The organism is Streptomyces yatensis (assembly GCF_018069625.1).
Classification (GTDB): Bacteria; Actinomycetota; Actinomycetes; order Streptomycetales; family Streptomycetaceae; genus Streptomyces; species Streptomyces yatensis.
This window is the reverse complement of sequence record NZ_CP072941.1, coordinates 9,495,442-9,521,008: the sequence shown is the minus strand read 5'-3', so window position 1 is coordinate 9,521,008 and position 25,567 is coordinate 9,495,442. Positions and strand designations below refer to the sequence as shown.

Annotated in this window: 24 protein-coding genes and 1 pseudogene; 12 read left to right on the top strand and 13 right to left on the bottom strand. The window is 72.1% G+C overall.

Translation table 11 applies throughout. The features are described 5' to 3' along the window. Positions 1–11: 11 nt before the first annotated feature. The 3 genes from J8403_RS39745 to J8403_RS39735 form a co-directional block, all read right to left on the bottom strand. Positions 12–812 (bottom strand): thaumatin family protein, encoded by an 801-nt coding sequence (locus tag J8403_RS39745; RefSeq protein WP_211127406.1) that lies wholly within the window; start codon positions 810–812, stop codon positions 12–14. Positions 813–1,010: 198 nt separating this feature from the next. Next, on the bottom strand, positions 1,011–1,607 hold the full coding sequence (locus J8403_RS39740) for an HD domain-containing protein (protein WP_211127405.1): 597 nt from the start codon (positions 1,605–1,607) through the stop codon (positions 1,011–1,013). 48 nt (positions 1,608–1,655) lie between these two features. Beyond that, the gene (locus J8403_RS39735) at positions 1,656–2,282 is read right to left on the bottom strand and encodes an alpha-ketoglutarate-dependent dioxygenase AlkB (protein ID WP_211127404.1); all 627 of its coding nucleotides are present in this window, start codon (positions 2,280–2,282) and stop codon (positions 1,656–1,658) included. A 197-nt stretch (positions 2,283–2,479) separates the two neighbouring features. Between J8403_RS39735 and J8403_RS39730 the strand changes: the two genes are divergently transcribed. Next, positions 2,480–3,133, top strand: a complete 654-nt coding sequence (locus J8403_RS39730; RefSeq protein WP_425519863.1) for a hypothetical protein — start codon at positions 2,480–2,482, stop codon at positions 3,131–3,133. 56 nt (positions 3,134–3,189) lie between these two features. On the opposite strand, the gene J8403_RS44490 is transcribed toward J8403_RS39730, so the two are convergent. Together J8403_RS44490 and J8403_RS39720 are read right to left on the bottom strand one after the other, a co-directional pair. After that, positions 3,190–4,125 (bottom strand): fumarylacetoacetate hydrolase family protein, encoded by a 936-nt coding sequence (locus tag J8403_RS44490; RefSeq protein WP_211127403.1) that lies wholly within the window; start codon positions 4,123–4,125, stop codon positions 3,190–3,192. Then, positions 4,097–5,428: an MFS transporter gene (locus J8403_RS39720; RefSeq protein WP_211127402.1), complete on the bottom strand. Its 1,332-nt coding sequence runs from the start codon at positions 5,426–5,428 to the stop codon at positions 4,097–4,099. Before J8403_RS39720 ends, J8403_RS44490 begins: the two co-directional genes overlap by 29 nt. A 196-nt stretch (positions 5,429–5,624) precedes the next feature. Between J8403_RS39720 and J8403_RS39715 the strand changes: the two genes are divergently transcribed. Both J8403_RS39715 and J8403_RS39710 read left to right on the top strand, forming a co-directional pair. Then, positions 5,625–6,983, top strand: coding sequence for an enolase C-terminal domain-like protein (locus tag J8403_RS39715; RefSeq protein WP_211127401.1), 1,359 nt, complete (start codon positions 5,625–5,627; stop codon positions 6,981–6,983). A gap of 17 nt (positions 6,984–7,000) precedes the next feature. Beyond that, positions 7,001–7,750 carry a FadR/GntR family transcriptional regulator gene (locus J8403_RS39710; protein ID WP_211127400.1) on the top strand — a complete coding sequence of 250 codons (750 nt, stop codon included), beginning with the start codon at positions 7,001–7,003 and terminating at the stop codon, positions 7,748–7,750. Between the two features lie 134 nt (positions 7,751–7,884). Here the strand turns inward: J8403_RS39710 and J8403_RS39705 are convergent, their stop codons facing one another. After that, positions 7,885–9,003 (bottom strand): polyprenyl synthetase family protein, encoded by a 1,119-nt coding sequence (locus J8403_RS39705; protein WP_425519862.1) that lies wholly within the window; start codon positions 9,001–9,003, stop codon positions 7,885–7,887. After that, positions 9,000–10,046 (bottom strand): tetratricopeptide repeat protein, encoded by a 1,047-nt coding sequence (locus J8403_RS39700; protein WP_211127399.1) that lies wholly within the window; start codon positions 10,044–10,046, stop codon positions 9,000–9,002. The genes J8403_RS39705 and J8403_RS39700 overlap by 4 nt, the downstream gene beginning before the upstream one ends. 278 nt (positions 10,047–10,324) lie before the next feature. Between J8403_RS39700 and hglS the strand changes: the two genes are divergently transcribed. Next, entirely contained in the window at positions 10,325–11,716 is a 1,392-nt protein-coding gene (gene hglS, locus J8403_RS39695; RefSeq protein WP_211127398.1) for a 2-oxoadipate dioxygenase/decarboxylase, read from the top strand. A 4-nt stretch (positions 11,717–11,720) separates the two neighbouring features. Here hglS and J8403_RS39690 read toward each other — a convergent pair whose 3' ends face one another. Continuing rightward, positions 11,721–12,152: a DUF4186 domain-containing protein gene (locus tag J8403_RS39690; RefSeq protein WP_211127397.1), complete on the bottom strand. Its 432-nt coding sequence runs from the start codon at positions 12,150–12,152 to the stop codon at positions 11,721–11,723. A gap of 127 nt (positions 12,153–12,279) precedes the next feature. Here J8403_RS39690 and J8403_RS39685 point away from each other — a divergent pair, with 127 nt between their 5' ends. Beyond that, the gene (locus tag J8403_RS39685; RefSeq protein ID WP_211127396.1) at positions 12,280–13,092 is read left to right on the top strand and encodes a class I SAM-dependent methyltransferase; all 813 of its coding nucleotides are present in this window, start codon (positions 12,280–12,282) and stop codon (positions 13,090–13,092) included. Between the two features lie 12 nt (positions 13,093–13,104). On the opposite strand, the gene J8403_RS39680 is transcribed toward J8403_RS39685, so the two are convergent. Next, positions 13,105–13,665 carry a GNAT family N-acetyltransferase gene (locus J8403_RS39680; RefSeq protein ID WP_211127395.1) on the bottom strand — a complete coding sequence of 187 codons (561 nt, stop codon included), beginning with the start codon at positions 13,663–13,665 and terminating at the stop codon, positions 13,105–13,107. A 108-nt stretch (positions 13,666–13,773) separates the two neighbouring features. On the opposite strand from J8403_RS39680, the gene J8403_RS39675 reads away from it, so the two are divergent. The 4 genes from J8403_RS39675 to lplAB all read left to right on the top strand — a co-directional run bounded on the left by J8403_RS39675 (position 13,774) and on the right by lplAB (position 16,584). Then, positions 13,774–14,337, top strand: coding sequence for a TetR/AcrR family transcriptional regulator (locus J8403_RS39675; RefSeq protein WP_211127394.1), 564 nt, complete (start codon positions 13,774–13,776; stop codon positions 14,335–14,337). 76 nt (positions 14,338–14,413) lie between these two features. Beyond that, complete coding sequence (locus tag J8403_RS39670) at positions 14,414–14,800, top strand: tautomerase family protein (RefSeq protein WP_211127393.1); 387 nt, start codon at positions 14,414–14,416, stop codon at positions 14,798–14,800. 161 nt (positions 14,801–14,961) lie between these two features. After that, the gene (locus J8403_RS39665; RefSeq protein WP_211127392.1) at positions 14,962–15,438 is read left to right on the top strand and encodes a hypothetical protein; all 477 of its coding nucleotides are present in this window, start codon (positions 14,962–14,964) and stop codon (positions 15,436–15,438) included. A 90-nt stretch (positions 15,439–15,528) separates the two neighbouring features. Next, positions 15,529–16,584, top strand: a complete 1,056-nt coding sequence (gene lplAB, locus J8403_RS39660) for a lipoate-protein ligase LplAB (protein WP_211127391.1) — start codon at positions 15,529–15,531, stop codon at positions 16,582–16,584. 127 nt (positions 16,585–16,711) lie between these two features. Here the strand turns inward: lplAB and ligD are convergent, their stop codons facing one another. Continuing rightward, complete coding sequence (ligD, locus tag J8403_RS39655; RefSeq protein WP_211127390.1) at positions 16,712–17,725, bottom strand: non-homologous end-joining DNA ligase; 1,014 nt, start codon at positions 17,723–17,725, stop codon at positions 16,712–16,714. A 90-nt stretch (positions 17,726–17,815) separates the two neighbouring features. Continuing rightward, the gene (locus J8403_RS39650) at positions 17,816–18,253 is read right to left on the bottom strand and encodes a TIGR03618 family F420-dependent PPOX class oxidoreductase (RefSeq protein ID WP_211127389.1); all 438 of its coding nucleotides are present in this window, start codon (positions 18,251–18,253) and stop codon (positions 17,816–17,818) included. Positions 18,254–18,611: 358 nt separating this feature from the next. On the opposite strand from J8403_RS39650, the pseudogene J8403_RS39645 reads away from it, so the two are divergent. Continuing rightward, positions 18,612–19,349 (top strand): annotated as a pseudogene (locus tag J8403_RS39645) (sensor histidine kinase); the annotation flags it as partial. 31 nt (positions 19,350–19,380) lie between these two features. On the opposite strand, the gene J8403_RS39640 reads toward J8403_RS39645, so the two are convergent. Further along, entirely contained in the window at positions 19,381–22,107 is a 2,727-nt protein-coding gene (locus J8403_RS39640) for a helix-turn-helix transcriptional regulator (RefSeq protein WP_211128662.1), read from the bottom strand. Between the two features lie 94 nt (positions 22,108–22,201). On the opposite strand from J8403_RS39640, the gene J8403_RS39635 reads away from it, so the two are divergent. Together J8403_RS39635 and J8403_RS39630 are read left to right on the top strand one after the other, a co-directional pair. Continuing rightward, positions 22,202–23,098: an MBL fold metallo-hydrolase gene (locus tag J8403_RS39635; protein ID WP_211127387.1), complete on the top strand. Its 897-nt coding sequence runs from the start codon at positions 22,202–22,204 to the stop codon at positions 23,096–23,098. Beyond that, positions 23,089–24,225, top strand: a complete 1,137-nt coding sequence (locus J8403_RS39630; protein ID WP_211127386.1) for a carboxylesterase family protein — start codon at positions 23,089–23,091, stop codon at positions 24,223–24,225. Before J8403_RS39635 ends, J8403_RS39630 begins: the two co-directional genes overlap by 10 nt. A 302-nt stretch (positions 24,226–24,527) precedes the next feature. On the opposite strand, the gene J8403_RS39625 is transcribed toward J8403_RS39630, so the two are convergent. Continuing rightward, on the bottom strand, positions 24,528–25,415 hold the full coding sequence (locus J8403_RS39625; protein WP_211127385.1) for an MHYT domain-containing protein: 888 nt from the start codon (positions 25,413–25,415) through the stop codon (positions 24,528–24,530). Positions 25,416–25,567: the final 152 nt, after the last annotated feature.

Below are 25,567 nucleotides of genomic sequence, written 5' to 3'. Positions count from 1 at the left end.
GGACCGGCCGGTCAGGCGGCGCTGTGGAAGGTGACGGTGAAGCCGCCGCACTGGGCGCACTGCTGCATCACCTGGTTGCCCGGCTCCTGGTCCTGCTTGGACCAGCCGTACGCCTTGGGGCAATGGGCGGCGATCATGTCGCTGTAGGGCGTCCTGGCGTCCCGGTTGGGGCTGGTGCACAGCATCGGCTTGCCGTCCGGCCAGCGCGTCAGATTGTCGGGGGGACAAAGCGGCAGCAGATTCTCCGAGCAGCCCATGGTGCCGCATCCGCCGCCGCCCGTGGCGTTCTTCGGGGCGATGGTGACCGGCTGCGAGAAGGCGTTGACGTAGCTGACGTTGTACCAGGGGGCGAGCGTGTCCCTGGTGTCGAAGTTGAACTCCGCGAGGCTGGTGGGCTGTTCGCTCCGCTCACAGTGGTCGGCGAACGTGCCGCAGTCCCCCACCAGGCAGTGGAAGGTGGTGCCCGATGTCCCGGTGCAGCCCTGGCGGGCGAAGAACTTGCCACGCCAGTGGCCGGGTTCCGCCGTTTCGGGAATCGTCACCGTGCCCGACTGTCCGGGCTCCAGCGTGGGTAGCGCGGCGAGTGGCTTGGATCCGTCGTTGTTGACATCACTGCCGACCCATACGGTCTTCCCGGTGTCGTTGACGAACGTGACCGTGTGATCGACCGCCGTGGCCGCGGCCGGTGCGGCGCGGGACAGCGGGTCCCCGCCGGTGACCGGGGTGGCGGCCGCACCGGCCCCGGTTGGCGGACTCAGGGCTACCAGGACCGCGACGGCCACTGCGGCCAGGGCGGTCATGATCTTCCGCATGTCGCCTCTTAGGCCGCTGTCACGACCATGACAATCTTGACGCACGAGAAACTCTCCGAGGTCCGGCCTCAGTTGAGGGCATCCATGTGAGGACCATCCGCCCGAGGGCACGCTCCAGAGCTGACGGTCGCCCATGACACCGTCCCGCGCCATATATGTCAATGGTCTGGACCAAAATCGGCCACGCCCGGCCCCGGCTCAGGACAGCGGATGGCCGTATCGCGCCTGGAGGGACATGAGGTCGGGATCGCCGAACCGCGCACGCAGGAGCCGGAACGCATCGACCTTGTCGCTGCCGAACCTCCGCACATAGGTGGCGTAGGAGTCGGCGGTGAGGAACTTCGGTGGCGAGGTCTTGCTGTGGAACTTGTCCGCGTACATCACCAGTTGCTCCTCGGTGGTGTCGGCCGTGTAATCGGCCGGCGGGAGATCCAGCTTCTGTGCGCGGATGTCGTCCCGGGTGATGCCGACGCCCGTGTGGTGGGAGCAGAAGCGGCACAGGGACTCCGGAAGGCCTTCCTGGCGGAGGATCTCATGGCCGAGGATTCCGTGGCGGATGTAGTTGCCCTCGTCGAGCCGGCCCATGGGGTCGTAGAGCCGATACACACCGATGTCGTGGAGCAGCGCCCCCGCGCGGACGAGGGAGGCGTCGAGCCGAAGCCCGGCGCGCGCCATGAGCTGGTCCGCGATGTGGCGGACGATCTCGCAGTGGGTGTACACGAGGTCCAGGGCCTCACGCGTCGGCGCGTACTTCTCGTGCAGCGCACGCACCTCGTCGACGGTCGGCAGAGTCACCGCCGCAGCGTAACAACCACGGCGGACACCGTGATCAGGCAGTCGGCTTCACCTCACGCCGTTGGGCCGGAACTGGATGCTGATCCGGGGGCCCGTGGCGCGCGAGGATTTGGGGATCGCGTGTTCCCAGGTCCGCTGGCAGGAGCCGCCCATCACCAGCAGATCGCCGTGGCCGAGTGGCCGTCGCATGGCGCTGCCGCCACCACGCGGGCGGAGCAGCAGGTCCCGGGGCGCTCCCACGGACAGGATGGCGACCATGGTGTCCTCGCTTCTGCCTCGGCCGATGCGGTCGCCGTGCCAGGCCACGCTGTCCCGGCCGTCGCGGTAGTAGCACAGTCCGGCCGTGACGAAGGGCTCCCCCAGCTCGGTGGCGAAGTGCGCGGAGAGCGCTTCCCGGGCCTCGGACAGGACGGGGTGCGGCAGCGGGTCCTCGGCGCCGTAGAACGCGAGCAGCCGTGGGACGTCCACCACCTGCTCGTACATGTGCCGCCGCTCGGCCTTCCAGGGGACCTCGGCGACGAGCCGGGAGAACAGGTCGTCCGCTCCCCTCAGCCACCCGGGCAGCACATCGATCCACGCCCCGGACCCGAGCTCGGTCCTGCGCATCCCGCGCAGGGAGCCGAGACCGATGTCGTCGGTCTGGTCGAAGAGCGAGCCCTGGAGATACGCACCCATATGTGCAGCGTACTCGAGTAATCGAGCAAACGTTCTATCGAGGGAACGCGGGAGGACGTCCTCGGCTGCTTCGGCGGTGACACCGCAGGTCAGCGGCCGGTCGCCGCCGGGTGCCGGCCCGCCGCACGGCGACCCCCGACGTCGGCACCATCGTCCGAGCCGTCGCGGGACACTGGGACCCTGACGCGTTCCCTACCGTGTCGGCCGGAGGTCGGCCCATGACCATGCGCACACCACGACGCACACCGCGTCCGGTCGCCCCGGCGCCGCCGCTTCCGGGGCTGGGGCCCCGGACCTGGGCCGAGGTGCCGCACCGGTCCCGGCAGGTCCTGGTGGTGACGGGCCACGACCGGAATGCGGCGGTGGCCACGGCGGTGCTGTACGAGCACACCGGGGCCGGCTGGCGGGCCGGGGCGAGCCGGCCGGCGCACAACGCGCTCAACGGCTGGACCGACCACCACCGGGAAGGCGATCTGCGCTCCCCCATCGGCGTCCACACCCTCACGGACGCCGGCGGACGGCTCCCCGACCCGGGAACACGGCTGCCCTACGACCGGTCGGGCGACTTCACCGCGGGCGGCACGGGCTTCGAGGGCGAGCCCCTGTCCGGCTCCTTCGATTATGTGGTCGCCATCGACTACAACCGCAGGCCCGGCACCTCTCCCCTGGACCGGACCCGCCCCCTCGGCCCGGACCGGGGCGGCGGCATCTGGCTGCACATCGACCACGGCGGCCCCACGCGCGGCTGTGTCAGCCTCGGGAAGGGCCCCATGAAGGAGCTGCTCCGGGCGCTGGACCCGGCCCGTGAGCCCGTCGTCGTCATGGGGGACGCGGCGTCACTGGAACGCTGAGCGCCGGGCCGTGCACGGCGGAGCACCGCTGCGGTGACCGCCGTCACGGCGGCGGATCACTCCGGGGCGCCGTCGCGGTGGGCACGGCGGGTCAGCGGATGGTTGATGGCCTCCACCAGCCAGTCCAGATCGGCCTGATGGGCCCGTACCGGGTTGCGCAGGGTGCCGACCCCTTCGATGGAGATCTCCACCACGTCCCCGGCGTGGAGTGTGAAGTCGAGCGCGGGCACGATGCCGGTGCCGGTGGACAGCACGGCGCCGTCGGGGAAGGGCTGGGAGCGCCACAGATGGTCCACCAGCCCCTGCGGGGTGCGGTGGAACGCGGCGGTGGAGGTGGCCGCCCGGTAGGCCGCCTCGCCGTCGCGCCATACCGCCATGGTGATGTCCAGCGCGTCGGGCGCGTCGATCTCCCACGCGGGCACGATGCCCGAGGACACGGCGGCGCTTCCGGCGTAGATCTTGGCCTGGGGGAGGTAGAGCGGGTTCTCGCCCTCGATGGACCGTGAGCTGACGTCGTCGGCGACGAGATAGCCGACGGTCTCGCCGTGCCGGTTGAGCACCAGCGCCAGTTCGGGCTCGGGGACGTTCAGCTCGGAGTCGTCCCGTACGGCGATCGGCTCGCCGTCGGTCACCACCCGCCAGGGCGGCGATTTGAAGAACAGCTCGGGGCGCTCGGCGTCGTAGATCCGCTCGTACACCGACTGCTCGGTGCTCTCCTCCACCCTGGCCTCGCGCGAGCGTTCATACGTCACCCCCGCCGCCCACAGCTCCATCAGCCCGTCCAGCGGTGGCAGCGGCAGGATGTCCGGCTCATGGACGGCCGCCGGTCCGGCGGCGGTGTTCTCCACCAGGGCCCGCAGCTCCGCCACGGACAGCCGCAACAGCTCGGCGATGAGCGGCGCTCCGGGGAAGGCCCGTACCCCGCCGGTGTCGTCGGCCACTCCGGTCCGGACGGTCCCGGCGTCATCGGCGAAGCGCACGATGCGTGTCATCTGTCGTCCTCTCCTCTCGTGACGGTGTAGTGGATCCTCCTACCCAGCGAAGGGTGGTGGCCGTGCACACGCCTGCCGCCACGATGGCGGCGATGGCGTAGAGCCCGGTGGCTCCCGAGCCGGTCCCCGACTCCGCGACCCCCATCAGATACGGGCCCAGGAAGCCGCCGAGGTTGCCGAACCCGGAGATCAGCGCGATGGTCCCGGCCATATGGGCGCCGGACAGGATGGTCGGCGGCACGGTCCAGAACACCGGCTGCGCGCCCAGGAAACCGAAGGCGGCCACGCACAGGGCGGCGATGGCGGGGACCGGGGGCAGCAGCACCCCGCCGAGCAGGCCGACGACGGTCAGCACCAGGGCGAGCCGCAGCGGCCCGCGCCGGTCGCCGCTGCGGTCCGAGATCCACGGCAGGGCCAGCACACCCAGCAGCGCGCACACCCACGGCAGCGCCGCGACGAAGCCGATGCCCACGTCGCCCAGTCCGTCGATCCGGCCGACGAGCGCCGGGAGCCAGAACGTCACGCCGTAGACACCGATCTGGATGGCGAAGTACACGAACATCAGCCGCAACACCCGGCTGTCGGCGAGGGTTTCGCGGACCCGGCGCGGCTCTCTGGCGTCCTCGCCGGGCCGGTCCGCCTCGATGCGCCGGGCGAGCAGGTCCTTCTCCTCGGCGGTCAGCCAGCGGGCCTGTTCGGGGCGGTCGGTGAGCAGCCACGGTACGGCGAGGGCCAGGATCACGGTCGGGGCGCCCTCCAGGAGGAACATCCACTGCCAGCCCTCCAGACCGGCCAGTCCGTGCAGCCCGATCAGGAAGCCGCCGAGGGGATTGCCGAGGATGCTGGCGACCGCCACGGCGGCCTGGAACATCCCGGTGGCCTTTCCACGGTCGGCGGCCGGGAACCAGTAGGTGATGTAGAGGATGACACCGGGGAAGAAACCGGCCTCCGCCGCGCCGAGCAGGAACCGCAGCACATAGAAGCCGGTGGGGTTGGACACCAGCGCCATCGCGCAGGAGAGCAGTCCCCAGACGAACATCAGCGCGGCCAGCCACCGGCGGGCGCCGAAGCGGTGCAGCACCAGGTTGGAGGGCACGCCCAGCAGGGCGTAGCCGATGAAGAAGACACCGGCGCCGAGCCCGAACGCGGTGGCGTCGATCCCGGCGTCGTCGGCGAGATGGGACTTGACCAGGGCGACGTTCGTACGGTCCAGGAAGCTCAGCACGAACATCACGAAGAGTGGGGGGAGCAGGCGCCTGGACACCTTCCGGCGGGTGTTCTCCATGGTGGTGGCCGGGTTCATCGGGCCTCCCTGCGGACCACGCTGTCTCGCGGAAACATCTGACCCGTGGAACGTAGGTGGGGGCTACAGCCTTTGACAAGGCCTCAACAACCATGAGTTTTCTTCCAGATGCCCCCTGGCGACCACACCAGACATCTGACATGTTGGTCGACACTGCTCGCTTTCCCTCGCCCTTTTGCCCCCAGGAGCGCGTGCCATGCCCCTTCGTGTCGTCGACGTCGAGACCATCGATGTCCGCTTCCCGACCTCCCAGCACCTCGACGGCTCCGACGCCATGAACGAGGCTCCGGACTACTCGGCGGCGTACGTGGTGCTCAAGACCGCCGACGACGAGCCCTCCGGGCAGGGCGCGGCACAGTCCGCACCCGGCTCGGAACCCGCCGAACCGCTGGAGGGCCATGGCTTCACCTTCACCATCGGCCGTGGCAACGACCTGGCGGTCCAGGCCGCCCGCGCCATCGGGGAGCGGGCCGTCGGCATGGCCGTGGACGAGATCACCGGCGATCTGGGCGGCTTCTCACGCCATCTGCTCGGCGACAGCCAACTGCGCTGGCTCGGCCCGGACAAGGGCGCCATCCACCTGGGAAGCGCCGCGGTGATCAACGCCGCCTGGGATCTCGCCGCCCGGCAGGCGGGCAAGCCCGTGTGGAAGCTCCTCGCCGACCTCTCGCCCCGGGAGGTGGTCGACCTCGTGGACTGGCGCTACCTCAAGGACGCGCTCACCCCCGAAGCCGCCCTGAAGATGCTGGAATCCCGCGCCGGTGGCCGCGCCGAGCGCGAGGCGTATGTCCGCGAGCACGGATACCCCGCGTACACCACCAGCGCGGGCTGGCTCGGATACGACGACACCAAGCTGGCCCGGCTCTGCCAGGAGGCCGTGGACCAGGGCTGGAACTCGGTGAAGCTGAAGGTGGGCGCGAATCTGGAGGATGACATCCGGCGCTGCCGTATCGCCCGCGAGGTCATCGGGCCGGACCGCCGGCTGATGATCGACGCCAATCAGATCCTGGGCGTGGAGGAGGCGGTCACCTGGGCCACGGCGCTCAGGGAGTTCGACATCTGGTGGTTCGAGGAGCCCACCAGCCCCGACGACATCCTCGGCCACGCCGCCATCGCCCGGCGGATCGGTGCGACCCGGGTGGCCACCGGCGAACACGCCCATAACGCGGTGATGTTCAAGCAGTTCCTCGCCGCCGACGCGATCAGCGTCTGCCAGATCGACGCCTGCCGCCTGGGTGGTGTCAACGAGGCGGTGGCCGTGCTGCTGCTGGCCGCGGCCCACGGCGTACCGGTGTGCCCGCACGCCGGCGGTGTCGGCCTGTGCGAACTCGTCCAGCATCTGTCGATCTTCGACTATGTGGCCGTCAGCGGCTCCATGGACGACCGTGTCATCGAGTACGTCGACCATCTCCACGAACACTTCCACGACCCGGTCCGCATCCGCGGTTCGCGCTATCTCGTGCCCGACGCGCCCGGCTACAGCGCCCGGATCCGGCGGGAGACCCTGGAGACCTACCGCTACCCCGACGGACCGGTCTGGAGCCGCCGCGGCTGAGTGGCATCCTGGTCGCCATGCCCACCAATCCAGACCGCTCCGGCCCCGGCGACGACGGTGCCCCCGCCGCCGGGAGCAGTGTCGTCGACATAGCCATCGGCCGGCTGCGCCATCGCATCGAGAGCGGTGAGTTCGCGCCGGGCCACCGGCTGCCCCCGGAGGCGGTGCTGGCGGGCGAGCTCGAACTCTCCCGCCCGTCCCTGCGGGAGGCGGTCCGCGCCCTGGCGATGGCCGGGGTCCTGGACGTGCGCCGCGGTGACGGCACCTTCGTCACCGATCTGCGCCCGGACCGGCTGCTGCGCGCCCTCGGCAGCTTCCTGGACCTGGCCCGGGACACCGGTCTGAACGAGATGCTGGAATGCCGCAAGGTCCTGGAGCCGGGCGCCACCGCACTGGCCGCGACCCGCATCGACGAGGCCGCCCTCGACCGGCTCCAGGAGCGGATCGAGCGGATGCGCGGTCTGCACGACCCGGAGGAGCTGGTGCACGAGGACATCGCCTTCCACGCCGACATCGTCGCCGCGTCCGGCAACCGCACGCTGGCCTCCCTGGCGGACTCGGTCACCCAGCGCACCGCCCGGGCCCGCATCTGGCGCGCCCTGGTCAAGTCCGATGTGCTGTCCTGGACCCACCAGCAGCACATGGACATCTACACCGCGCTCCGGGCCCATGACAGCCTGGCCGCGTTCACCGCGGCCAGCCGGCATGTGGGCGATGTGGAGCTGTGGGTCCGCGACCGGCTGGACGCGGTGCGGGACCGCCGCTGACCGGTGGACCCGGGTGGCAGGGGTGCCCCTCGCAAGCGGACCGGGTGGCATGGCCAACCTTCGTAAGCGGACCCGAGTGGCGTGGGCGCCCCTCGCGAGGGGTCGCACATCCCCCTCCGGGTCAGCCCCACCGGTCAGATGTCGCGCCGTGCGAGGAAGCCCAGCAGGGTGCGCAGCTCCGCGTTCGCGCGAGGCACGAGCGGCAGACCGTCCAGGCACCGCTGCACGGCGGTGATGTGACGGTCGGCCTCGGCCAGGGCGGCGGAGCGGCCACCGGCCTGCTCGATCAGATCGGCCGCCCGGCGCGTGGTGGCGTCGTCCGGGGTCTCCGGGGACTCCTCCAGGAGCGTGGCCAGTTGCCCGGCGGCCGAGGTGTCGCGGGCGCTCAGGGCGGCGAGCACGGGGAAGGTCTTCTTGCGCTGCCGCAGATCGCGGTGGACGGGCTTGCCGGTGACCGCGGGGTCGCCCCAGATGCCCAGCAGGTCGTCCGCCACCTGGAACGCCACGCCCATATGCCGTCCGGCCCGGTCCAGGGCGGCCGCGGTGCTCTCCGGCGCCCCGGCGAGCGCGGCGCCCAGGGCCGCGGCGCAGCCGAGCAGGGCGCCGGTCTTGTGCTCGGACATCGTGCGGTACTCCTCCGGCCCCACCGCCGCGGGCCCCGTCCAGGGGCGCGACTCGAAGAGCAGGTCGTCCGCCTGGCCGCGGACGAGGTCGCCCATGGCCACGCTCAGCCGTCGCACCGCGGCCGCGGCTCCGGCGCCGGGCACGGCGGCCAGCGCCTCCACGGCCAGCGCGAACAGGGCGTCACCGGCGAGCACGGCCGGGCCGGTCCCGTAGGCCTTCCACACGGTGGGGCGGGTGCGGCGGGTCTGGTCGCCGTCCATGATGTCGTCGTGCAGCAGCGAGAAGGTGTGCACCAGCTCCACCGCCACCGCTCCGGCCACCGCCGCCTCGCCGGATGCCCCGGCCGCCTCCGCGCACAGCACGGCCAGGGCCTGCCGCACCCCCTTGCCGCCCGCGCCCTCGGCGGGCGTACCGCCCACATCGCACCAGCCGAAGGAGTACGCGGCCATCTCGGCGACCCATGGGTGCAGCCGGCCGACCGTCTCGGCCAGCGCCGGGCGCACCAACTCCCGGCAGCGGCCCAGGATTTCGCCTGCGGACGCGGTGGGCTCGTGTGCGGCCGCAGTGGCCTCGTGCGCGGTCGCGGTGGTCTCGTATGCCCCGAGGAGCAGGGGAAACGCCGTCGTCACAGTGCCACCTCCATGACCTCCGTGAGGCCGAACTCCTCCCGGGCACGGTCCACCATCCGGCGGGCGTGCCGCAGTCCGATCCGCTCCAGCACATCGGCCAGTTCGCACAGGTCCTCGTCGGTCCGGGCCCGGTCGCGGCCCAGCCGGGCCAGGGACTTGATGAGCCCGAGCCGGGCGAGACCCTCGCCGCGCGGCTCGCTCATGCCGCGGAACTCGTCCAGGGCCTGCTCGTACATCGCGCGGGCCTCCTCGTAACGGCCCGCGCGGTAGAACACATTGCCGCGCATCTTGTGGTTGTACGCCAGCGCGCTCACCAGGTTCATCTCGCGGCAGGTCAGTTCGGCCGCGGAGAGCAGCTCCAGTGCGCGCTCCACGTCGCCGTCGCGTACGGAGACGATATCGGCCATGCCGCGCAGCGCCCATGCGTGTCCGCGCCGGTCATCGGCGCCCGCGGCTATCTCCGCGGCCTCCTGGAACATCGCGTAGGCCGAGTCGTACGACCCGGTGTTGCGGTGCATCTGGGCGATGCCCTCCAGCGCCCATACGGTGTGCCGCGCCTCGCCGCGCTTCCGCGCCTCGGCGAGGAGCCGCTCGTGCAGCGCGCCCACGGCCTCGTAGTCGCCCTGGATGCGGCCGGTCTCCGCCATCCCGGCCAGTGAGTAGCCACGGACGACGATGTCCCCGCCGCGTTCGCCGAATTCGGCCGCGAGGCCGAGCAGCCGCCACGCCAGCGCCAGCGCGCCCCGCTGCCGGGCGAGCGTGCCTCCGCTCCACAGCGCCCACGCCATCGCCCCGAGGTCCCCCGCCGCACGGGCCGCCCGGTAGCTGGCCTTCCACTCGCGGTCGGCCTCGCCCACCTGCCCCAGCCTCCGGTGCGCCTCGGCGACCGCGAGCCCGGCGCGGGCCGCCTCGCCCGGGGAGCCGCCCCGCTCGGCCGCCCGCAACTGCTCGGTGCCTGCCGCCAGCACGTCGACCAGGGAGGAGTTCACGGACAGGGTGGTGAGGGAGCCCTGGTACTCAGGAGCGAATGCTTTGCCGTACATGGATGCCTTTCCGTCTGTTGTTCCCAGGAGCACGCGGCCGTCCGCTATACACCCAGTGCATACACCGCGAGTATGCACTCCATGTATACATGCTGTGTATAGGTGACAGGAAACCGGCCTTGCCAAGGTCACCGGTGCTGTGCGTCCGTTGCCGATCAAGACGCGGCCAGGGCCGGGGAGGTTTACCGACCGGCTCCGTGGGTGGCAAAAACTTATGGACCGGGCTCGGCACCCCTCCCCGATCCGGCACGTCCCCGACGGAAAGGCAGAATTCACCCATGATCAGCCAGTGGCGGCTGCGTGCCGCCTTCGCGGCACGGCTCTCCGAGATGTACGGCCGGGAAGTCCCGGCGTACACCACGCTCGTGGACGTCTCGCGCGAGGTCAACGAGGACGTTCTGCGGGCGCGGGGCGCCGAAGCCGAGCGCCTGGGGTCCATCGGCCGGGTGACCGCCGAACGCCACGGCGCCATCCGGGTCGGAACGCCTCGGGAGCTGGGCCAGGTGGCCCGCGTCTTCGGCGCGCTGGGCATGCACCCGGTCGGCTTCTACGATCTGCGCGAGGCCGCCGCCAGCGCGGTCCCCGTGGTCTCGACCGCCTTCCGCCCGGTGGACGGCGAGGAGCTGGCGCGCAACCCCTTCCGCGTCTTCACCTCCCTGCTCACCACCGCCGACCCGCGGTTCTTCGACGCCGATCTGCGCTCCCGGCTGGAGACCTTCCTGGCCGGCCGCGAGCTGTTCCCGCCGGAGCTGCTCGCCCTGGCCGACCGCGCGACGGCCGAGCACGGACTGCCCGAGGAGGACGCCGAGCGCTTCCTCCACCTCGCCGTGTCCGCCTTCGAGTTGTCACCCGAGCCGGTGGACAAGGTCTGGTACGAGACCCTGGAGAGGATTTCCGCCGTCGCCGCGGACATCGGCGGTGTCCGCAGCACCCACATCAACCACCTCACCCCGCGCGTCCTGGACATCGACGAGCTCTACCGGCGGATGACCGACCGCGGCATCCAGATGATCGACACCATCCAGGGGCCACCGGCCTGGAAGGGCCCAGACGTCCTGCTGCGCCAGACCTCCTTCCGCGCCCTCGCCGAACCCCGCGCGATGCGCCTCGCGGACGGCGGCGTCACCACCGGCGCCCTGCGGGTGCGCTTCGGCGAGGTCGAGGCCCGCGGTATCGCCCTCACCCACGACGGCCGCGCCCTGTACGACCGGCTGCTCACCCTCGTCGACCATGAGGTGGCCCGCCACCCGGGGGTGGACCGGGGCGAGTTGGCCCGCGGCGTATGGGAGGAGCATCTCCCCCCTACCGAACGGGAGCTGGCCGCCCGCGGATTGGGCTGGTTCACCTACCACGTCGTACCGGACCGCCCACGCGACGACAGCCGTCCGCCCGCCACCATCGGCGAACTGCTGGAGCGGGGCTGGGTGCGGGCCGAGCCCATCGTCTACGAGGACTTCCTGCCCCGCTCCGCCGCCGGCATCTTCCAGTCCAACCTCAGCGGGGAGGGCGTGCGGGACAACGGCCAGGAGGGCACCGCCCACGACGCCGCATGGCTCTCCGGTGCCATCGGCCGCCATGTCCTGGACCCCTTCGCGCTCTACGAGCGGCAGCAGCGCGACTCCCTCGCACGGGTCGCCCGCGACCTGGGGCTCGACGGCGTCCCGGGCTGATCCGTCACCGTCCGCCTGCCGCCACCTCGCGTTCGATCCAACGGCAGATCACCCCCACCACGTACGCCCGCTCCGCCCGGCTCAGTTCCCGCCCCTTGGGGATCTGGTGCCAGCGCTCGAGGCACGTACGGCAGCAGGTGGCGGTGGCATGCTGGGCGACGAACACGGGGTGGCCGCGGTAGGGCGTCTGCTTGCCGTCCTTGTACGGCTCGGCGGGGGCCAGCCGCTTGGCGATCAGGTCGTACGCGTGCCAGCGCATCGTCGACGGGCCACTCAGCTCGGCCGTGGCCCGATCACGTCCGCGCAGATGGAACTTCGCGCGAAAGGGGTGGCGCGCGATGGTCTCCAGCCGCCGGTCGAGCGAGTCAGGCGTCGGGGCGGACGGGTCGGACGGGTCGGGCATGGGGTCGGACGGGTCGGGCGTGGGGTCGGACATCGAGAGCTCCCGGAGACGACAAAAACCCCTTTCGATCGTAAGACAGCCCGCCCATGACGACGTGGGCAGGGCCGTGGACGGGTCCCGGACCTTGCGGGTCCGCCGGACCGGGAGCAGTGTGACGGCCATGGTGGACACGCAGTTCTCCGATCGCCGGCTGGCCTCGCTGTACGACCTGTTCTGCCCCTGGGACCAGCGTGGCGATTTCACGTTCTACCTGCCCCTGGTGATGTCCGCCCGCTCCGTCCTGGACGTGGGGTGCGGAACGGGCGCGCTGCTGCGCAGGGCACGGGAGGACGGGCACGAGGGGCGGCTGTGCGGGCTGGATCCCGGGGTGGGGATGCTGGAGGTGGCGCGGGAGTGCCCGGATGTGGAGTGGGTGCTCGGCGACCTGGCCTCGGCGCCGGGGTGGAGCCGTGCGTTCGATCTGGTGGTGATGACCGGCCATGCCTTCCAGGGGCTTCTGGGTGACGACGAGTTGCGCGACGCGCTGGCCGCGATCGCCACGGCACTGACCGACGACGGCCGCTTCGTGTTCGAGACCCGCAATCCGCTGGTGCGGGAGTGGGAGGACTGGGACGTGCGGTACTCGGGCGAGGTGGTGGACCCCACCGGCGCCGTGGTGCGGTGCGTGTGCGAGGTGGAGACGCCGGTGCGGGGCGATCTCGTCTCGGCCACGCACACCTACACCGGCGCGGGCTGGGAGCGGCCCCTGCTGAGCCGCAGCACGCTGCGGTTTCTCGGCCCGGACGCGCTGGCGGGGTTCCTGGGCGAGGCGGGGCTGGTCGTGGCGGAGCAGTTCGGGGACTGGGACGGCGGGCCGCTGACCGACACCGGCCCCGAGATCATCACCGTCGCCCGCCACCCCCGCGGTGAGCGTGATGGACGCGCGGCCCTCGCCGTCAGCGTGATGGACGCGCGGCCCTCGCCGTCAGCCTGACCGAGACGCGGTTCAGGACGGCTTCCGGGCCGCCCGCCACTCCGGTGCGAGCACCGACCAGATCTCCCTGTCCTGCCACTCGCCGCGGCGCAGATAGCTCTCCCGCAGCACACCGTCCTTCGTCATCCCCAGCCGCCGGGCCACGGCGATGCTGCCCTCGTTCGCGGCGGCGGCGATCCACTCCACGCGGTGGATGCCCCGCTCCTCGACGGCCCAGTCGATGATCACGCGGCAGGCCCGGGTCACCAGCCCCTTGCCCACCGCCGAGGGCTCCAGCCAGCAACCCGCCTCCGCGGTGCGCTGGTTGACGTCCATCGTGCGGAAGAGGACTCCGCCGACCAGCTTGCCGTCCGTCCAGATGCCGTAGATCCGCCCGGCGTCGGCCGCCGCCTTGTCCGCGTAGCCCTGGAGGAACGCCCGGGCCGACTCCAGGTCGGAGGCGGCGTCCGCCAGCGGGATGTACCGTCCGATGAATTCCCGTCCCCGGTCCATGTGCGTAAGGAACTCCTCGGCCTGCCACGGCTCCAGCGGGCGCAGCTCGGCGCCGTCCTCGCCCAGGGATATCGCGTACATCGTCACCTTCCACCGTCCGGACCAGCCCACACAGTACGGCGGGATCCTCTCACCGAGGGCGCGTCCGCGCGCTTCAATTTGTACCTACTAGTATGTATGATCTTGCTCATGGACACCCGGGAACGACTCATCGCAAGCACCCGCGAGCTGCTGTGGGAGCGCGGCTACGTGGGCACGAGCCCGAAGGCGATCCAGGAGCGTTCCGGAGCGGGCCAGGGCAGCATGTACCACCACTTCCGCGGCAAGCCCGATCTGGCGCTCGCCGCGATCAGCCGCAGCGCCGAGGAGCTGAGGGGCAGGGCGGAGGCCGAGTTCAGTGGCCCCGGCACCACGGTCGAGCGGATCAGCGCCTATCTGCGGAGGGAACGGGACGCGCTGAAAGGCTGCCCGGTCGGCCGCCTCACCCAGGACCCCGATGTGATGGCCGATCCGGAGCTGCGCCGACCGGTCGAGGAGACCTTCGCCTGGCTCACCGACCGGCTGGCCGGGCTGCTGGCGGAGGGCCGGGCGAGCGGGGAGCTCGACACCGGGCTCGACCCGGCGAGCGCGGCCACCGCGCTGGTCGCGGTGTTGCAGGGCGGCTATGTGCTGGCCCGTGCAGCCGACTCGGTGGAGGTGTACGCCCGGGCCATGGACGGAGCGCTCGGCCTGCTCACCGCTCATGTCCGCTGAGGCCATGTCCCCTGAGCTCATGTCCCCTGAGCCCGCGACCTTCCGCCGACCGACTCGCCCGAAAGAGAGTCCCGACATGCCCTTCGTCCGCATCGACGCGCTACGGGCCGACCCCGACCGGCTCGACGCCCTCGGCCGTGCCGTGCACGACGCCCTGGTGGAAACCATCGGCTTCCCGCCCAACGACCGGTTCCAGGTCCTGACCAGCCATGACGGCACCAGCGGCATGCTGCGCTACGACGACTACCTCGGGGTGCGGCGCGACGACGGCATCGTCTACATCGCGCTCACGATGCGCTCGGGGCGTACACCGGCACAGAAGCAGTCGCTGTACCGGCGGATCGCCGAGCTCGCCCAGGAGTACGCGGGGACCGAGCCGCGGAACGTGTTCATCACCCTGACCGAGAACGAGTCGGCCGACTGGTCGTTCGGCCACGGGGTGGCGCAGTACATCGACGGATGACCATGTCAGGGGCCCGGTATGGCGAGAATCCGTTGACTTCTGTCGTTCCAGCCCCTGGGTGATCTTCTCGCGGCTGCCTAGCGTGGGGCGGGCACCAGCCGCCCACGCTCGGAAGGAGACGCGGTGCCTGCCACGTTCGAAAGGGAGCCGGACACCACCCGATGACCAAGATCCTGCTCTCTCTGCATGTCCTGGCCGCCATCGTCGCGATCGGCCCCGTCACCGTCGCGGCCAGCATGTTCCCGCCCGCGGCCCGCAACGCCCACGCTGCCGCGGCGGCAGCCGCCGAGGGCAAGGCGGACCTGGGCACGGTCCGGCTTCTGCACCGCATCTGCCGCGTCTACGCCAAGATGGGCCTCGCCGTGCCCGTCTTCGGATTCGCCACGGCCGCCGTGATGGGTGTCCTCAGCAGCGGCTGGCTCACCGCCTCCATCGCGCTGACGGCCGCGGCCGCCGGTGTCCTGGTCGCCTTCGTCCTGCCCCGCCAGGACGAGCTCATCGACAGCCTCGGTGCGGGCAAGGCCCTGGAGCGGACCGATACCGCCCAACTGGCCATGTTCACCGGCGCGTTCAACCTGCTGTGGGCGACGGTGACCATTCTCATGATCGTCCGCCCGGGCTCGACCACGGGAGCCTGACCCCGCCGGATCACCGGTGCCGACCGAAGCCGCCCCGGCGCGGGATAATGATCGAGAGCGCCGGGGCGGAAACAGAAGGCGGTGCAGGGCATGCACGGTGAGTACAAGGTGCCGGGCGGCAAGCTGGTCGTCGTGGATCTGGATGTCCACGACGGCGTGCTGCGCGGGGTGCGGGTCGCGGGCGACTTCTTCCTGGAGCCGGACGAGGCGCTGCACGCCATCGACCGGGCCCTGGAGGGCGCGCCCGCCGACGCGGACGCGCAGGCCCTCGCCGCGCGCATCGAGGCGGGACTGCCCGCCGGCACCGTGATGGTCGGTTTCTCCGCCGAGGCCGTGGGCATCGCGGTGCGGCGGGCGGTGGCCCGGGCCACCGACTGGACGGACTACGACTGGCAGCTGATCCACGAGGGGCCACAGGATCCGGCGCTGCACATGGCCCTGGACGAGGTGCTGACCGGGGAGGTGGCCGCCGGGCGGCGGCCGCCGACGCTGCGGGTGTGGGAGTGGGACCGTCCGGCCGTCATCATCGGCAGCTTCCAGTCGCTGCGCAACGAGGTCGACCCGGCGGGCGCCGAGCGGCACGGGGTGACGGTCGTCCGGCGGATCAGCGGCGGCGGCGCGATGTTCGTCGAACCGGGCAACACCATCACGTACTCGCTGTACGTGCCCCAGTCGCTCGTCTCCGGCCTGTCCTTCGCCGACAGCTACGCCTATCTGGACGACTGGGTGCTCGGCGCGCTGGGCGAGATGGGCGTCAAGGCGTGGTACCAGCCGCTGAACGACATCGCCACGGAGGCCGGGAAGGTCGGCGGGGCCGCGCAGAAGCGGCTCGCGGCACACGGCGGTGCGGTACTGCACCACGTGACCATGTCGTACGACATCGACGCCGCCAAGATGGTGGAGGTGCTGCGCATCGGACGGGAGAAGCTGTCCGGCAAGGGCATCGCGAGCGCCGTCAAGCGGGTGGACCCGCTGCGCCGCCAGACCGGGCTGCCGCGCCCCGCCGTCATCGACCGCATGGTGGCCTCGTTCCGCGGGCGGTACGGGCTCACTGACGGCAAGGTGACGGACGAGGAGTCGGCGACGGCGCGGCTGCTGGCGGCCGGGAAGTTCGGCTCACCGGAGTGGACATCGCGGGTGCCGTGACACGGGCCGGGCGCGGTGGGCACGTCGAGTGCTGGGCTCGCGGGCACATTGGCCGGCTCACCCCTCCGCAGCGCTCAAGCGGACTTCCCCGGACTCGGCTCGGGCAACCGTCCGATGGCGGCCGCGCTCACAGCTCCTCGCGGACGACCTCGCGGGCCGGTTTGTCACGGCGCAGCCCCAGGAAACGGGGGTGACGCAGACGGCCTTCCGCTGTCCACTCGGTGAAGGCGATCTCGGCGACGAGTTCGGGGCGCGCCCAGTTGACCCCGGACCCGGTGGGCGGGGCGCCACGGGTGAATGGGCAGGTGGGGGTGCGCAGCTCGGTCAGCTGTCGGGCGAGGGCCTCCAGGGTGCGGGTGTCGAAGCCGGTGCCGACCTTGCCCGCGTAGACGAGGTCGCCGTCGCTGTAGTAGCCGAGGAGCAGGGCGCCGAGCCCGGGGCGGGTGCGCCGGGGATCGGTCCATCCGCCGATGACCAGCTCCTGCCGCCGCTCACATTTGAACTTGAGCCAGTCGCGGGAGCGGCCGTGCTGGTAGGGGGAGTCGACACGCTTGGCGATCAGCCCCTCCCATCCGTGGGCGCAGGCATGGCGGTAGTAGGTCTCGCCGTCGCGGTAGCGGTACGCGGTCAGGCGCAGCGGATCGCTCCAGGTGAGCAGGGAGCGCAGCAGGGTCTTGCGGCGGCGCAGCGGCAGCGCGGTGACGTCGTGGTCGCCGATGGCCTGGACGTCGAAGAGGTAGTAGTACACGGTCACGCCGGTGCGCCGGGCCTGTTCGGGTGAGCTGACGTGCATCCGCGGCTGGAGCCGGGCGAAGCTGGTGCGTCCGCGTTCGAAGGCCACCACCTCGCCGTCGAGGACCCAGTCGACCGTGGCTCGCCCGGTGAGGGCGTCGATGAGTTCGGGGTAGGCGGAGGCGGCGGAGAGGCCGTTGCGGCTGAACAGGTCGACGCGGCCGCGTTCGCGGACGGCGACGCAGCGCTCGCCGTCCAGCTTGCGTTCGTACAGCCAGCGCTCGTCGGAGAAGCGTTCGTGGGTGAGGGTCGCGAGCATCGGCTCGCGGCCTTCGAGCCCATGGCCGTGGGTGACGGGCCTGAGCAGTCGGCGCTCAGCGGGAGACAGGGCCCCCAGTGGATCGTTCACGTCGCCGGTTTCCCTCCGTGCTCTCCGCTCTCGCCCCATCTCCGCGCCGTCACGACGTGATCGGCCCCGCCCGGTCATGCGCCCCGGGGGTCAGTTGCTGTAGACGCGCTCGGGGTGGACGAAGACCGCGGCGCGGCCCTGCTCGGCCATCACCCGGTCGTAGGCGCCCCAGTCGTCGTGTGTGCCGCCCGCGGCGGTGAAGATCTCGCGCAGCAGCAGTCGCAGACGCTCCTGGTCGATCCCGGGGGACGGGTCGTCGGGGCCCGCGATCTCGGTACGGCCCTCGACGGCGGCCCAGTTCCATCCGGCGCGGAAGACCACGGTGGCCCGCGGTCGTGCCCGCAGGTGGGCGAGTTTGGCGCGGCCGTAGGTGACGAAGGCGACCACCGGCTCACCGGACACCGGATGGCCCATGATCCCGGCGTTGACCACGGATGCCTGGACCGAGCAGTCGGCGCGCGTCGTCGTCACGACCGCCAAGTGGTGGTCGGCCGTGGCGATGCGGTCCACTTCCTGAAGATCCGTCATCGGGTGCCTTTCTCGGCGGACCGGTCCTTCCACCATGGCTTCCTCGGCACGCTACCGCACCCTGGTGCGTCCATGCCGGTGAATCCCGGACCGCAGGGGCGGGCGTGGGCCGGCCGCCGGGCCGGGGGTGTAGCGGGCTCCACCGTCGATGGGGCGGCTCGCTCTCCCGCCCGCGTCCGGTCGGTCTTCTAGCCTCGTCGGCATGGGGAGAACGATGCGGCACGCGGTGCGGGCCACGGCCCTGCCGGCGTCCGCGCTCGCGTTGGCGTTCGGCTCGTACCTGCGCCGTCGGCGGCCCGGCCCGACGGACACGGAAACGGACACGGAAGCGGAAACGGACACGGAAACGGCCACCGACACGGCCACGGCCGCGGCGCGGCTGGCCGAGCGGGTGGCGGAGCTGGTGGAGACCCGGGCGGGCGCCATCGCCGCGCACGGTGCCGAACTACGCCGTATCGAGCAGGAGTTGCACGACGGCACCCAGGCACGGCTGGTCTCCCTGTCCCTGCGGATCGGCCTGGCGAAGCGGGTCTACGACCGGGATCCGACGGCGGCGCGCAGGATGCTGGACGACGCGCAGGACCTGGCCGAAGAGGCGCTGACCGAGCTGCGCCGGATGGTGCGTGGCATGCATCCGCGCGTCCTCACCGACCGTGGCCTGGCCGGGGCGGTACGGGCGCTCGCCGCGAGCAGTGGGCTCGATGTCACCGTGCGGGTGGACGGTCTGGAGGACGGGACACGGGCCCCGGCGGCGGTCGAGGCGGCCGCGTACTCCGTGGTGGCGGAGGCGCTGGCGAACGTGGCGAGGCACAGTGGCGCAGGCCGGGCCGAGGCCCGGCTGGCCCGCACACCGAGCGGGTTGTGGGTCTCGGTGCGGGACGAGGGACGAGGTGGCGCCGAGGCGGTGGCGGGCGGGTCCGGTGCCGGGGAGACGGGTGGTTCCGGCAGCGCCGAAGGTGGCTCCGGACGCGGTCCCGAAGGTGCCCGCGGGCTGCTCGGGATTCGTCGCCGCGTCGCCGCGCTCGATGGAACGGTGACGGTGACGAGCCCACGGGGCGGGCCGACGGTCGTCACGGTGGAGCTGCCCTGCCGGTGGCGATCGCCGGGAGCCCGCGTGGCCACCGCCACTACGACGGGGAGGACGCCTCGATCAGGTCGCGCAACTGGGAGCGGGCGGTGACGCCGAGTTTCGGGAAGCTGCGGTAGAGGTGCGAGCCGACGGTACGGGGAGAGAGAAAGAGCCGTTCGCCGATCTCACGGTTGCTCAGGCCCTGCGCCGCCAGGCGGATGATGTGCTGCTGCTGCGGGGACAGGGAGGTGAGGGCGTCGGGGCTGGTGGGGGCGGATTCGATCCCGGCGGCGCGCAGTTCGGCCTGGGTGCGGTCGATCCAGGGGCGGGCGCCGAGGCGGCGGAAGGTCTCCAGCGCGGTGTTCAGCTGGTGGCGGGCCTCGGTGATGCGGTGGCGGCGGCGCAGCCATTCGGCGTGGTCCAGCAGGAGCTGCGCGCGTTCGAAGGGCCATTGGCCGCCCGTGGGTTCGGCGAGGGCCGCGGCGAAGTGCGGCTCGGCAGCCGCCGGTTCGAGCAGCGCACGGGCGCGGTGGAGCAGGATGCGCATCCGGGGCGAGGGGTCCTCGGCGAGCCGGTCGGCGATGCGCTCCACGATGGCGGCGGTCTCGGCGCCGTGGCCGGTGCGGACGGCCGCGGCGGCCAGTTCGGCGACGGCGGGGAAGGAACACGCGTAGTGGACGGGCTCGCCGTCGGCCGTGAACAGCAGGCGGAACTGCTCGTAGGCGCCGACGTGGTCGCCGTCGGCCACCGCGGCCATGCCCAGCGCCCACCGGGCCCGGACGGCGACGGCGCGGCTGCGGTGCGGATCGACGAGGGCGAGCGCGGCGGAGCCCGCGGTGCGGGCCTCGTCGGTCCGGCCGGTCAGCGCGAGGGCGGCCGCTTCGAGCGACCGTGCGGCGGCGTCGAGGTGTGGCAGCCCGGCACCCGCGGAGTTGCTGTTCACGGCGGCGGTACGGGCCTGGGCCCACAGCCCGTGGTCCAGATAGGCCCACCCGGCCGAGCAGCCGAGCCCGATGGGCAGGGTGCCCCCCAGCCGCCAGCGGTGGAGGGCGTCGTCGAAGATCCGTACCGCGAGTGCGGTCTCGTCGAGCAGCCAGGCCATGGCGCCGAGCGAGATCAGCCGGGCGGGGTCGCCGTCCGCCCGCTCGACCAGCGCCGGGATCGCCGCCACCCGCTCGGACCGGTGCGCGGTGGGGTCGGTCACCGCGAGCGTCCAGGGGTCGTCCTGTGCCCGGGCCCGTACGGTGAGGCGGTATTCCTCGTCGCCCGAGTAGAAGCCCGCCACCGACGCGGAGGCGAGCGCGATCCGGCGCAGCCCGGGATCCTCCGCCGCCCGCAGCAGCAGGGACAGCGCGGTGTCGTGCTCGGTGCTCAGCGTGAGCACCTGGCCCACCCGCAGCGATGCCTCGGCCGACAGCGCCGGGTCGTCGGTGAGCTCCACGGCACCGGCGGCGAGCCGGCGCACCCAGTGCGGCTGTCCGGTGGACACCGCCGCACCCGCCGCGGCCACCAGGCGGCGGGCGCGGTCGCGGCGCCCGGGGCTCAGCTCGGCGGCACGTTCCAGCGCGGTGGTGGCGGCGGTGTATCCGCCACGCTCCAGCGCCCTGGCCGCCGACTCCTCCAGAGCCGCGGCGATCTCCTCGTCCGGTCCGTCCGCGGCGGCGGCCAGATGCCAGGCGCGGCGGTCGGGTTCGGCACCGAGCAGCGCGGCGAGGTCGCGGTGGGCCTGACGGCGGGCGGCCAGCGGTGCGGAGTGGTAGATCGCGGACCTGATCAGCGGATGCCGGAAGCGGGCCCGCCAGCCGTCGTGGCCGCCACCGGTGAGCCGCAGCAGTCCGGCGGCCTCGGCCGGGGCCAGCGCCTCGACCCGGCCCGCCACCGCCCGCTCGTCCGCCGCGACCAGGAGCAGCGCCTGCCGGGTGGCCTCGGGCAGGGGATCGAGGTCGGCGGCGAAGACCCGCATCAGACGGTCGGTGGGCGGCAGGAGCTCGCCTTCGGCGGAGTCGGCCGAGTCCGCGCCGCAGGCGCCGTTCGCCCGGGCCAGTTCGACCAGCGCCAGCGGGTTTCCGGCGGCCTGGTCGAGGATGCGCAGCCGGCCGCGGCCGGTCGGCGGATACGGCTGCCGGTCCAGCAGGAGGCCCGCGGCGGTCGCGTCCAGCGGGCCCAGCGTGCGCACGGGAAAGCCGGAGAACGGCGCCGTGGCCCCGCCCCGGATGCCCTCGCCCGCCGGTTCCCTGGCCGCGGCCAGCACGGCGAGGGGTTCGTCGCCGATGCGCCGGGCGGCGAAGGCGAGCAGTTCCAGCGAGCCGGCGTCGATCCACTGCAGATCGTCGGCGACCACCAGGACGGGCGATCGCCGGGCGAGGTCCGAGAGCAGGGTGAGCAGTGCGACGCCGAGCAGCAGCCGGTCGGGCGGGCCACCGTGGCCGCTGTCGATACGGCAGGGCTCGGCCCCCACGCGGCCGATGTCGTGGGGCTCGGCCTCCGCGCGGCCAGTGCCATGGGACTCGGCGTCCTCCAGGCCGATGGCGCCGAGCAGGGCCGACCGCTGACGCGCCGACAGCCCGGCGGTCTCCCCCAGCACCGGCCGCAGCAGCTGGTGCAGCCCCGCGAACGTCAGGTTCGCCTCGCTCTCGCTGCCCGTCATCCGCAGCACCCGGCCCTGGTGGCGATCCGCCGCGAGGCCGAGCAGGGTGCTCTTGCCGGCACCCGGTTCGCCCGTAAGGATCAGCACACCGCTGGTCAGACCGAGTACGGCCGCGCTCTCACTCTCCCGCCCGACCATGGTCATCCCTCGACTCTAACCCGTGGTGCAGTAGCCCGGTGGTGCAGTCACATGACGGATACCGCCGACGCCCGCGGACGCACAGGCTGGACTCATGGACACCATCACGCTTGGCAATGTCGAGATCACCCGCGTGGTAGAGGTGGCCCCAAGGGGTCTGCCACGCGACTTCGTCTTCCCCGACGTGGCCATGGAGCACTGGCGCACGCACGAGGGCTGGCTGGCACCCGAATTCCTGGATCCGGCCGCCGATGAGGTACGCACGACGATCCAGAGCTGGCTGCTCCGCAGCGAGGGCCGGACGATCCTGATCGACACCGGCGTCGGCAACGACCGGGAGCGGCCGCATATGCCGTTCTTCCACCATCTGCAGACGGACTACCTCGGGAAACTGGCCGCGGCCGGGGTCCGCCCGGCCGATGTGGACCTGGTGATCTGCACCCATGTACACGGGGACCACGTCGGATGGAACACCGCGTGGACGGAGGGCGAGTGGCGGCCGACCTTCCCCAACGCGGAGTATGTGTTCCCCCGGGCCGACTTCGACTACTGGAACCCCGAGAACGGACACCGGACCCGCTCCGGCCCCCGCATGGCGAACGTGTTCGAGGACAGTGTCGCCCCCGTCCACCAGGCCGGGCAGACCGTGCTGTGGGAGGGCGACCACTACGACATCGACGCCCAGCTGCGCCTCGAGCCCGCCCCCGGCCACACCCCCGGCTCCTGTGTGGTGCGGCTGCGGTCCGGTACGGATCGGGCGATCTTCGCGGGCGATGTGCTGCACAGCCCGCTGCAGATCGTGGAGCCGGACGTCTGCCCCTGTTTCGACGAGGACGAGCCCCGGGCGCGGGTTGCCCGCCGTCGGGTGCTGGGCGAGGCCGCGGACGAGCGCGCGCTGCTGTTCCCCGCGCACTTCCCCGGCGCGGGCGCGGCCGAAGTGCGGCGGGACGGCGGGCGGTTCGCGGTGAAGGAGTGGGCGGCATGGCGGTGAGCGTGGTCCGGAACATCCCGTACGCGGCCGCGCCCACCGGCGCCGCGCGGTTCGCCGCGCCGACCCCCGTGCACGGTGCCCCAGGCGGCGATGGGCCGGGGCCGACGGCTCCGGCACCCGAGCGACGGTTCGCGGTGGACCTGAGCCCGGCGCTGGGTCAGGGCTGGGTGCGTGGCGAGGACTATCTGACGGTCAACGTCTGGACACCCCGGACCGACGGCAGCGCCCCGGTGATGGTCTTCGTACACGGCGGCGGCTTTCTCTCCGGCACCGGCCAGGCGCCGCTGTACGACGGGACGTCCTTCGCCCGCGACGGCGTGGTCCTGGTCACCCTCAACTACCGTCTCGGCGCGCCGGGTTGGCTCGACCTGCCGGACGCCCCGCGCAACCGGGGGCTGCTGGACGTGCTCGCGGCGCTGCGGTGGGTGCGCGAGCACATCGCGGGCTACGGCGGGGACCCGGACCGGGTGACGGTGTTCGGGCAGTCGGCGGGAGGGATGATCGTCAGTGCGCTCCTGGTGACGCCCGAGGCCGCCGGGCTGTTCCGGGGTGCGATCAGCCAGAGCGGTGGGCTGCACACCCTGACCGGCGCGGAGGCGGCGCAGACGACCCGGGCCCTGGCCGACCGGCTGGGCATTGCGGCCACGGCCGAGGCGTTCGCCGACATCCCCGACGAACGCCTGGTGGCCGCGCTCGCCGGCCTGCCCGGGGTGGGGCCGAGGCTCTCGCCGCTCGGTGTGGTGCTCGATGAGCTGGAGGAGGTGTCCCCGCCGCATCCGGTGGATCTGCTGGTGGGCACGAACACCCAGGAGTCGCTGCTGTACCAGCGGCCGGAACGCGGCGCGGGCATCGACGCCATGTTCCGCGACGCCCGTGAGCGGCTGGTGTCCCGCTACGACAAGGTGTTCACCTACGACTTCGACTGGCGGGGCGGGCCGTTCGGCGCGTGCCACACCGCGGAGGTCCCGTTCGTCTTCGACAACACCGCTCTGCCCGCGCTCCGTACGGCGAACGGACTGCTCGGCCCGGACATCCCGCCGTCGCTGGCCAAGGAGATGCACGGCGCGTGGGTACGGTTCGCCATGACGGGGGATCCGGGCTGGTCGGGGACGCGCCGGTTCCACTAGGCCCTGTCCGATGCATCTTCGCGGATCAGCCCGCGGCGTCTGGTGCGGGGGGCACCTCCCAGCGGTAGCTGGGGGAGCATCGCAAGGCGGAGGGTCGTCCTCGTACCGGGTCGTACTCGGACGACCCCGACAACGCAGCGAGGTGCCGTGCCAGGCGTCGCGGGCCCGCGAAGATCCGCCGGACAACACACCCAGGGCCCACGGGACGCGGCGCGGGGGTGGCCGTTGGCGGCGGATCGATGCCCGCTCCGCCGCGTCGGCCTCGGCCCGCCTCGTCGCGCCCCGGACCGCCGGCCGCGGGTTCACCAACCGCCGTATTCCTGGCCGCCGTGGGGCGGGGCCGGGCGGCTGGCCGGGGCCTGAACGGGGTCCTCCGGCGGCCGGGCCGGCCAGACGGGCCGAGGTGGTGGCGGGGGCAGGCGCGAGCTGTCCGCCTTCTTTTCGTTCCACTCCCCCTCGCCCAGGACCAGCAGCGGATCGAACATGATGATGGTCCCCGCGACCACCAGAAAGATCACCGGGCCGATCAGCATGGGGAGGATCAGCGAAGCCGGCGCATTACCGCCGACGGAGGCGCCGAGCACATCGTCCAGCCGGACACTGACCGCGGCCATGCCCGTGTAGTGCATCCCGGTCACCGCGACCCCCATCACCATGCTCGATCCCAGGCTGGCGCGGAAGCCATGGATGGTCACGGCGGCCCAGAGGGCGGCGGTCGCGGCCACGACCGCGATCAGGACGGAGAGCAGCACGGTCGGCACGGAGTACTCCAGATGCCCCTGCATGCGCATCGCGGACATCCCGATGTAGTGCATGCCCGCGACGCCGAGTCCGGTGAACACACCGGCCGAGAGCAGCACCCCCCGGGAGACGCCCCGGTAGCCCACCATGAAGACGCCGATGCCGACGACGACGATCGCCACCAGAAGGCTGAGAAGGGTGGTCGGTATGTCGAAGCCGACCGGGGTTTCCTTCACATGGAACCCCATCATGGCGATGAAGTGCATCGTCCAGATGCCCGAGCCGATCGACGCGGATCCGAGCGCGAGCCAGCCCGGCTTCCAGGAGCGCTGAGTACGCACCGACCGGGCGGTGCAACGTAAGCCGAGGGCTCCCCCGAGACAGGCCATGAGGTAGGCCGCCAGCGGGGTGGTGACCCCGTAGTTGAACCCGTCGATCGTGCCGTACATGTACGTTCCGTCCTTCTCGCCGCGGGGGTTCTGTGCAGAAACGTTGAGCCACCGGCGAGGGTAGGGCGCGGGCAAGCACACCACCCACACATTTGGTCACGCATCGATAAAGGTGTTTCACCGGGCGTGACAGGATGTCGCATCATTCACCC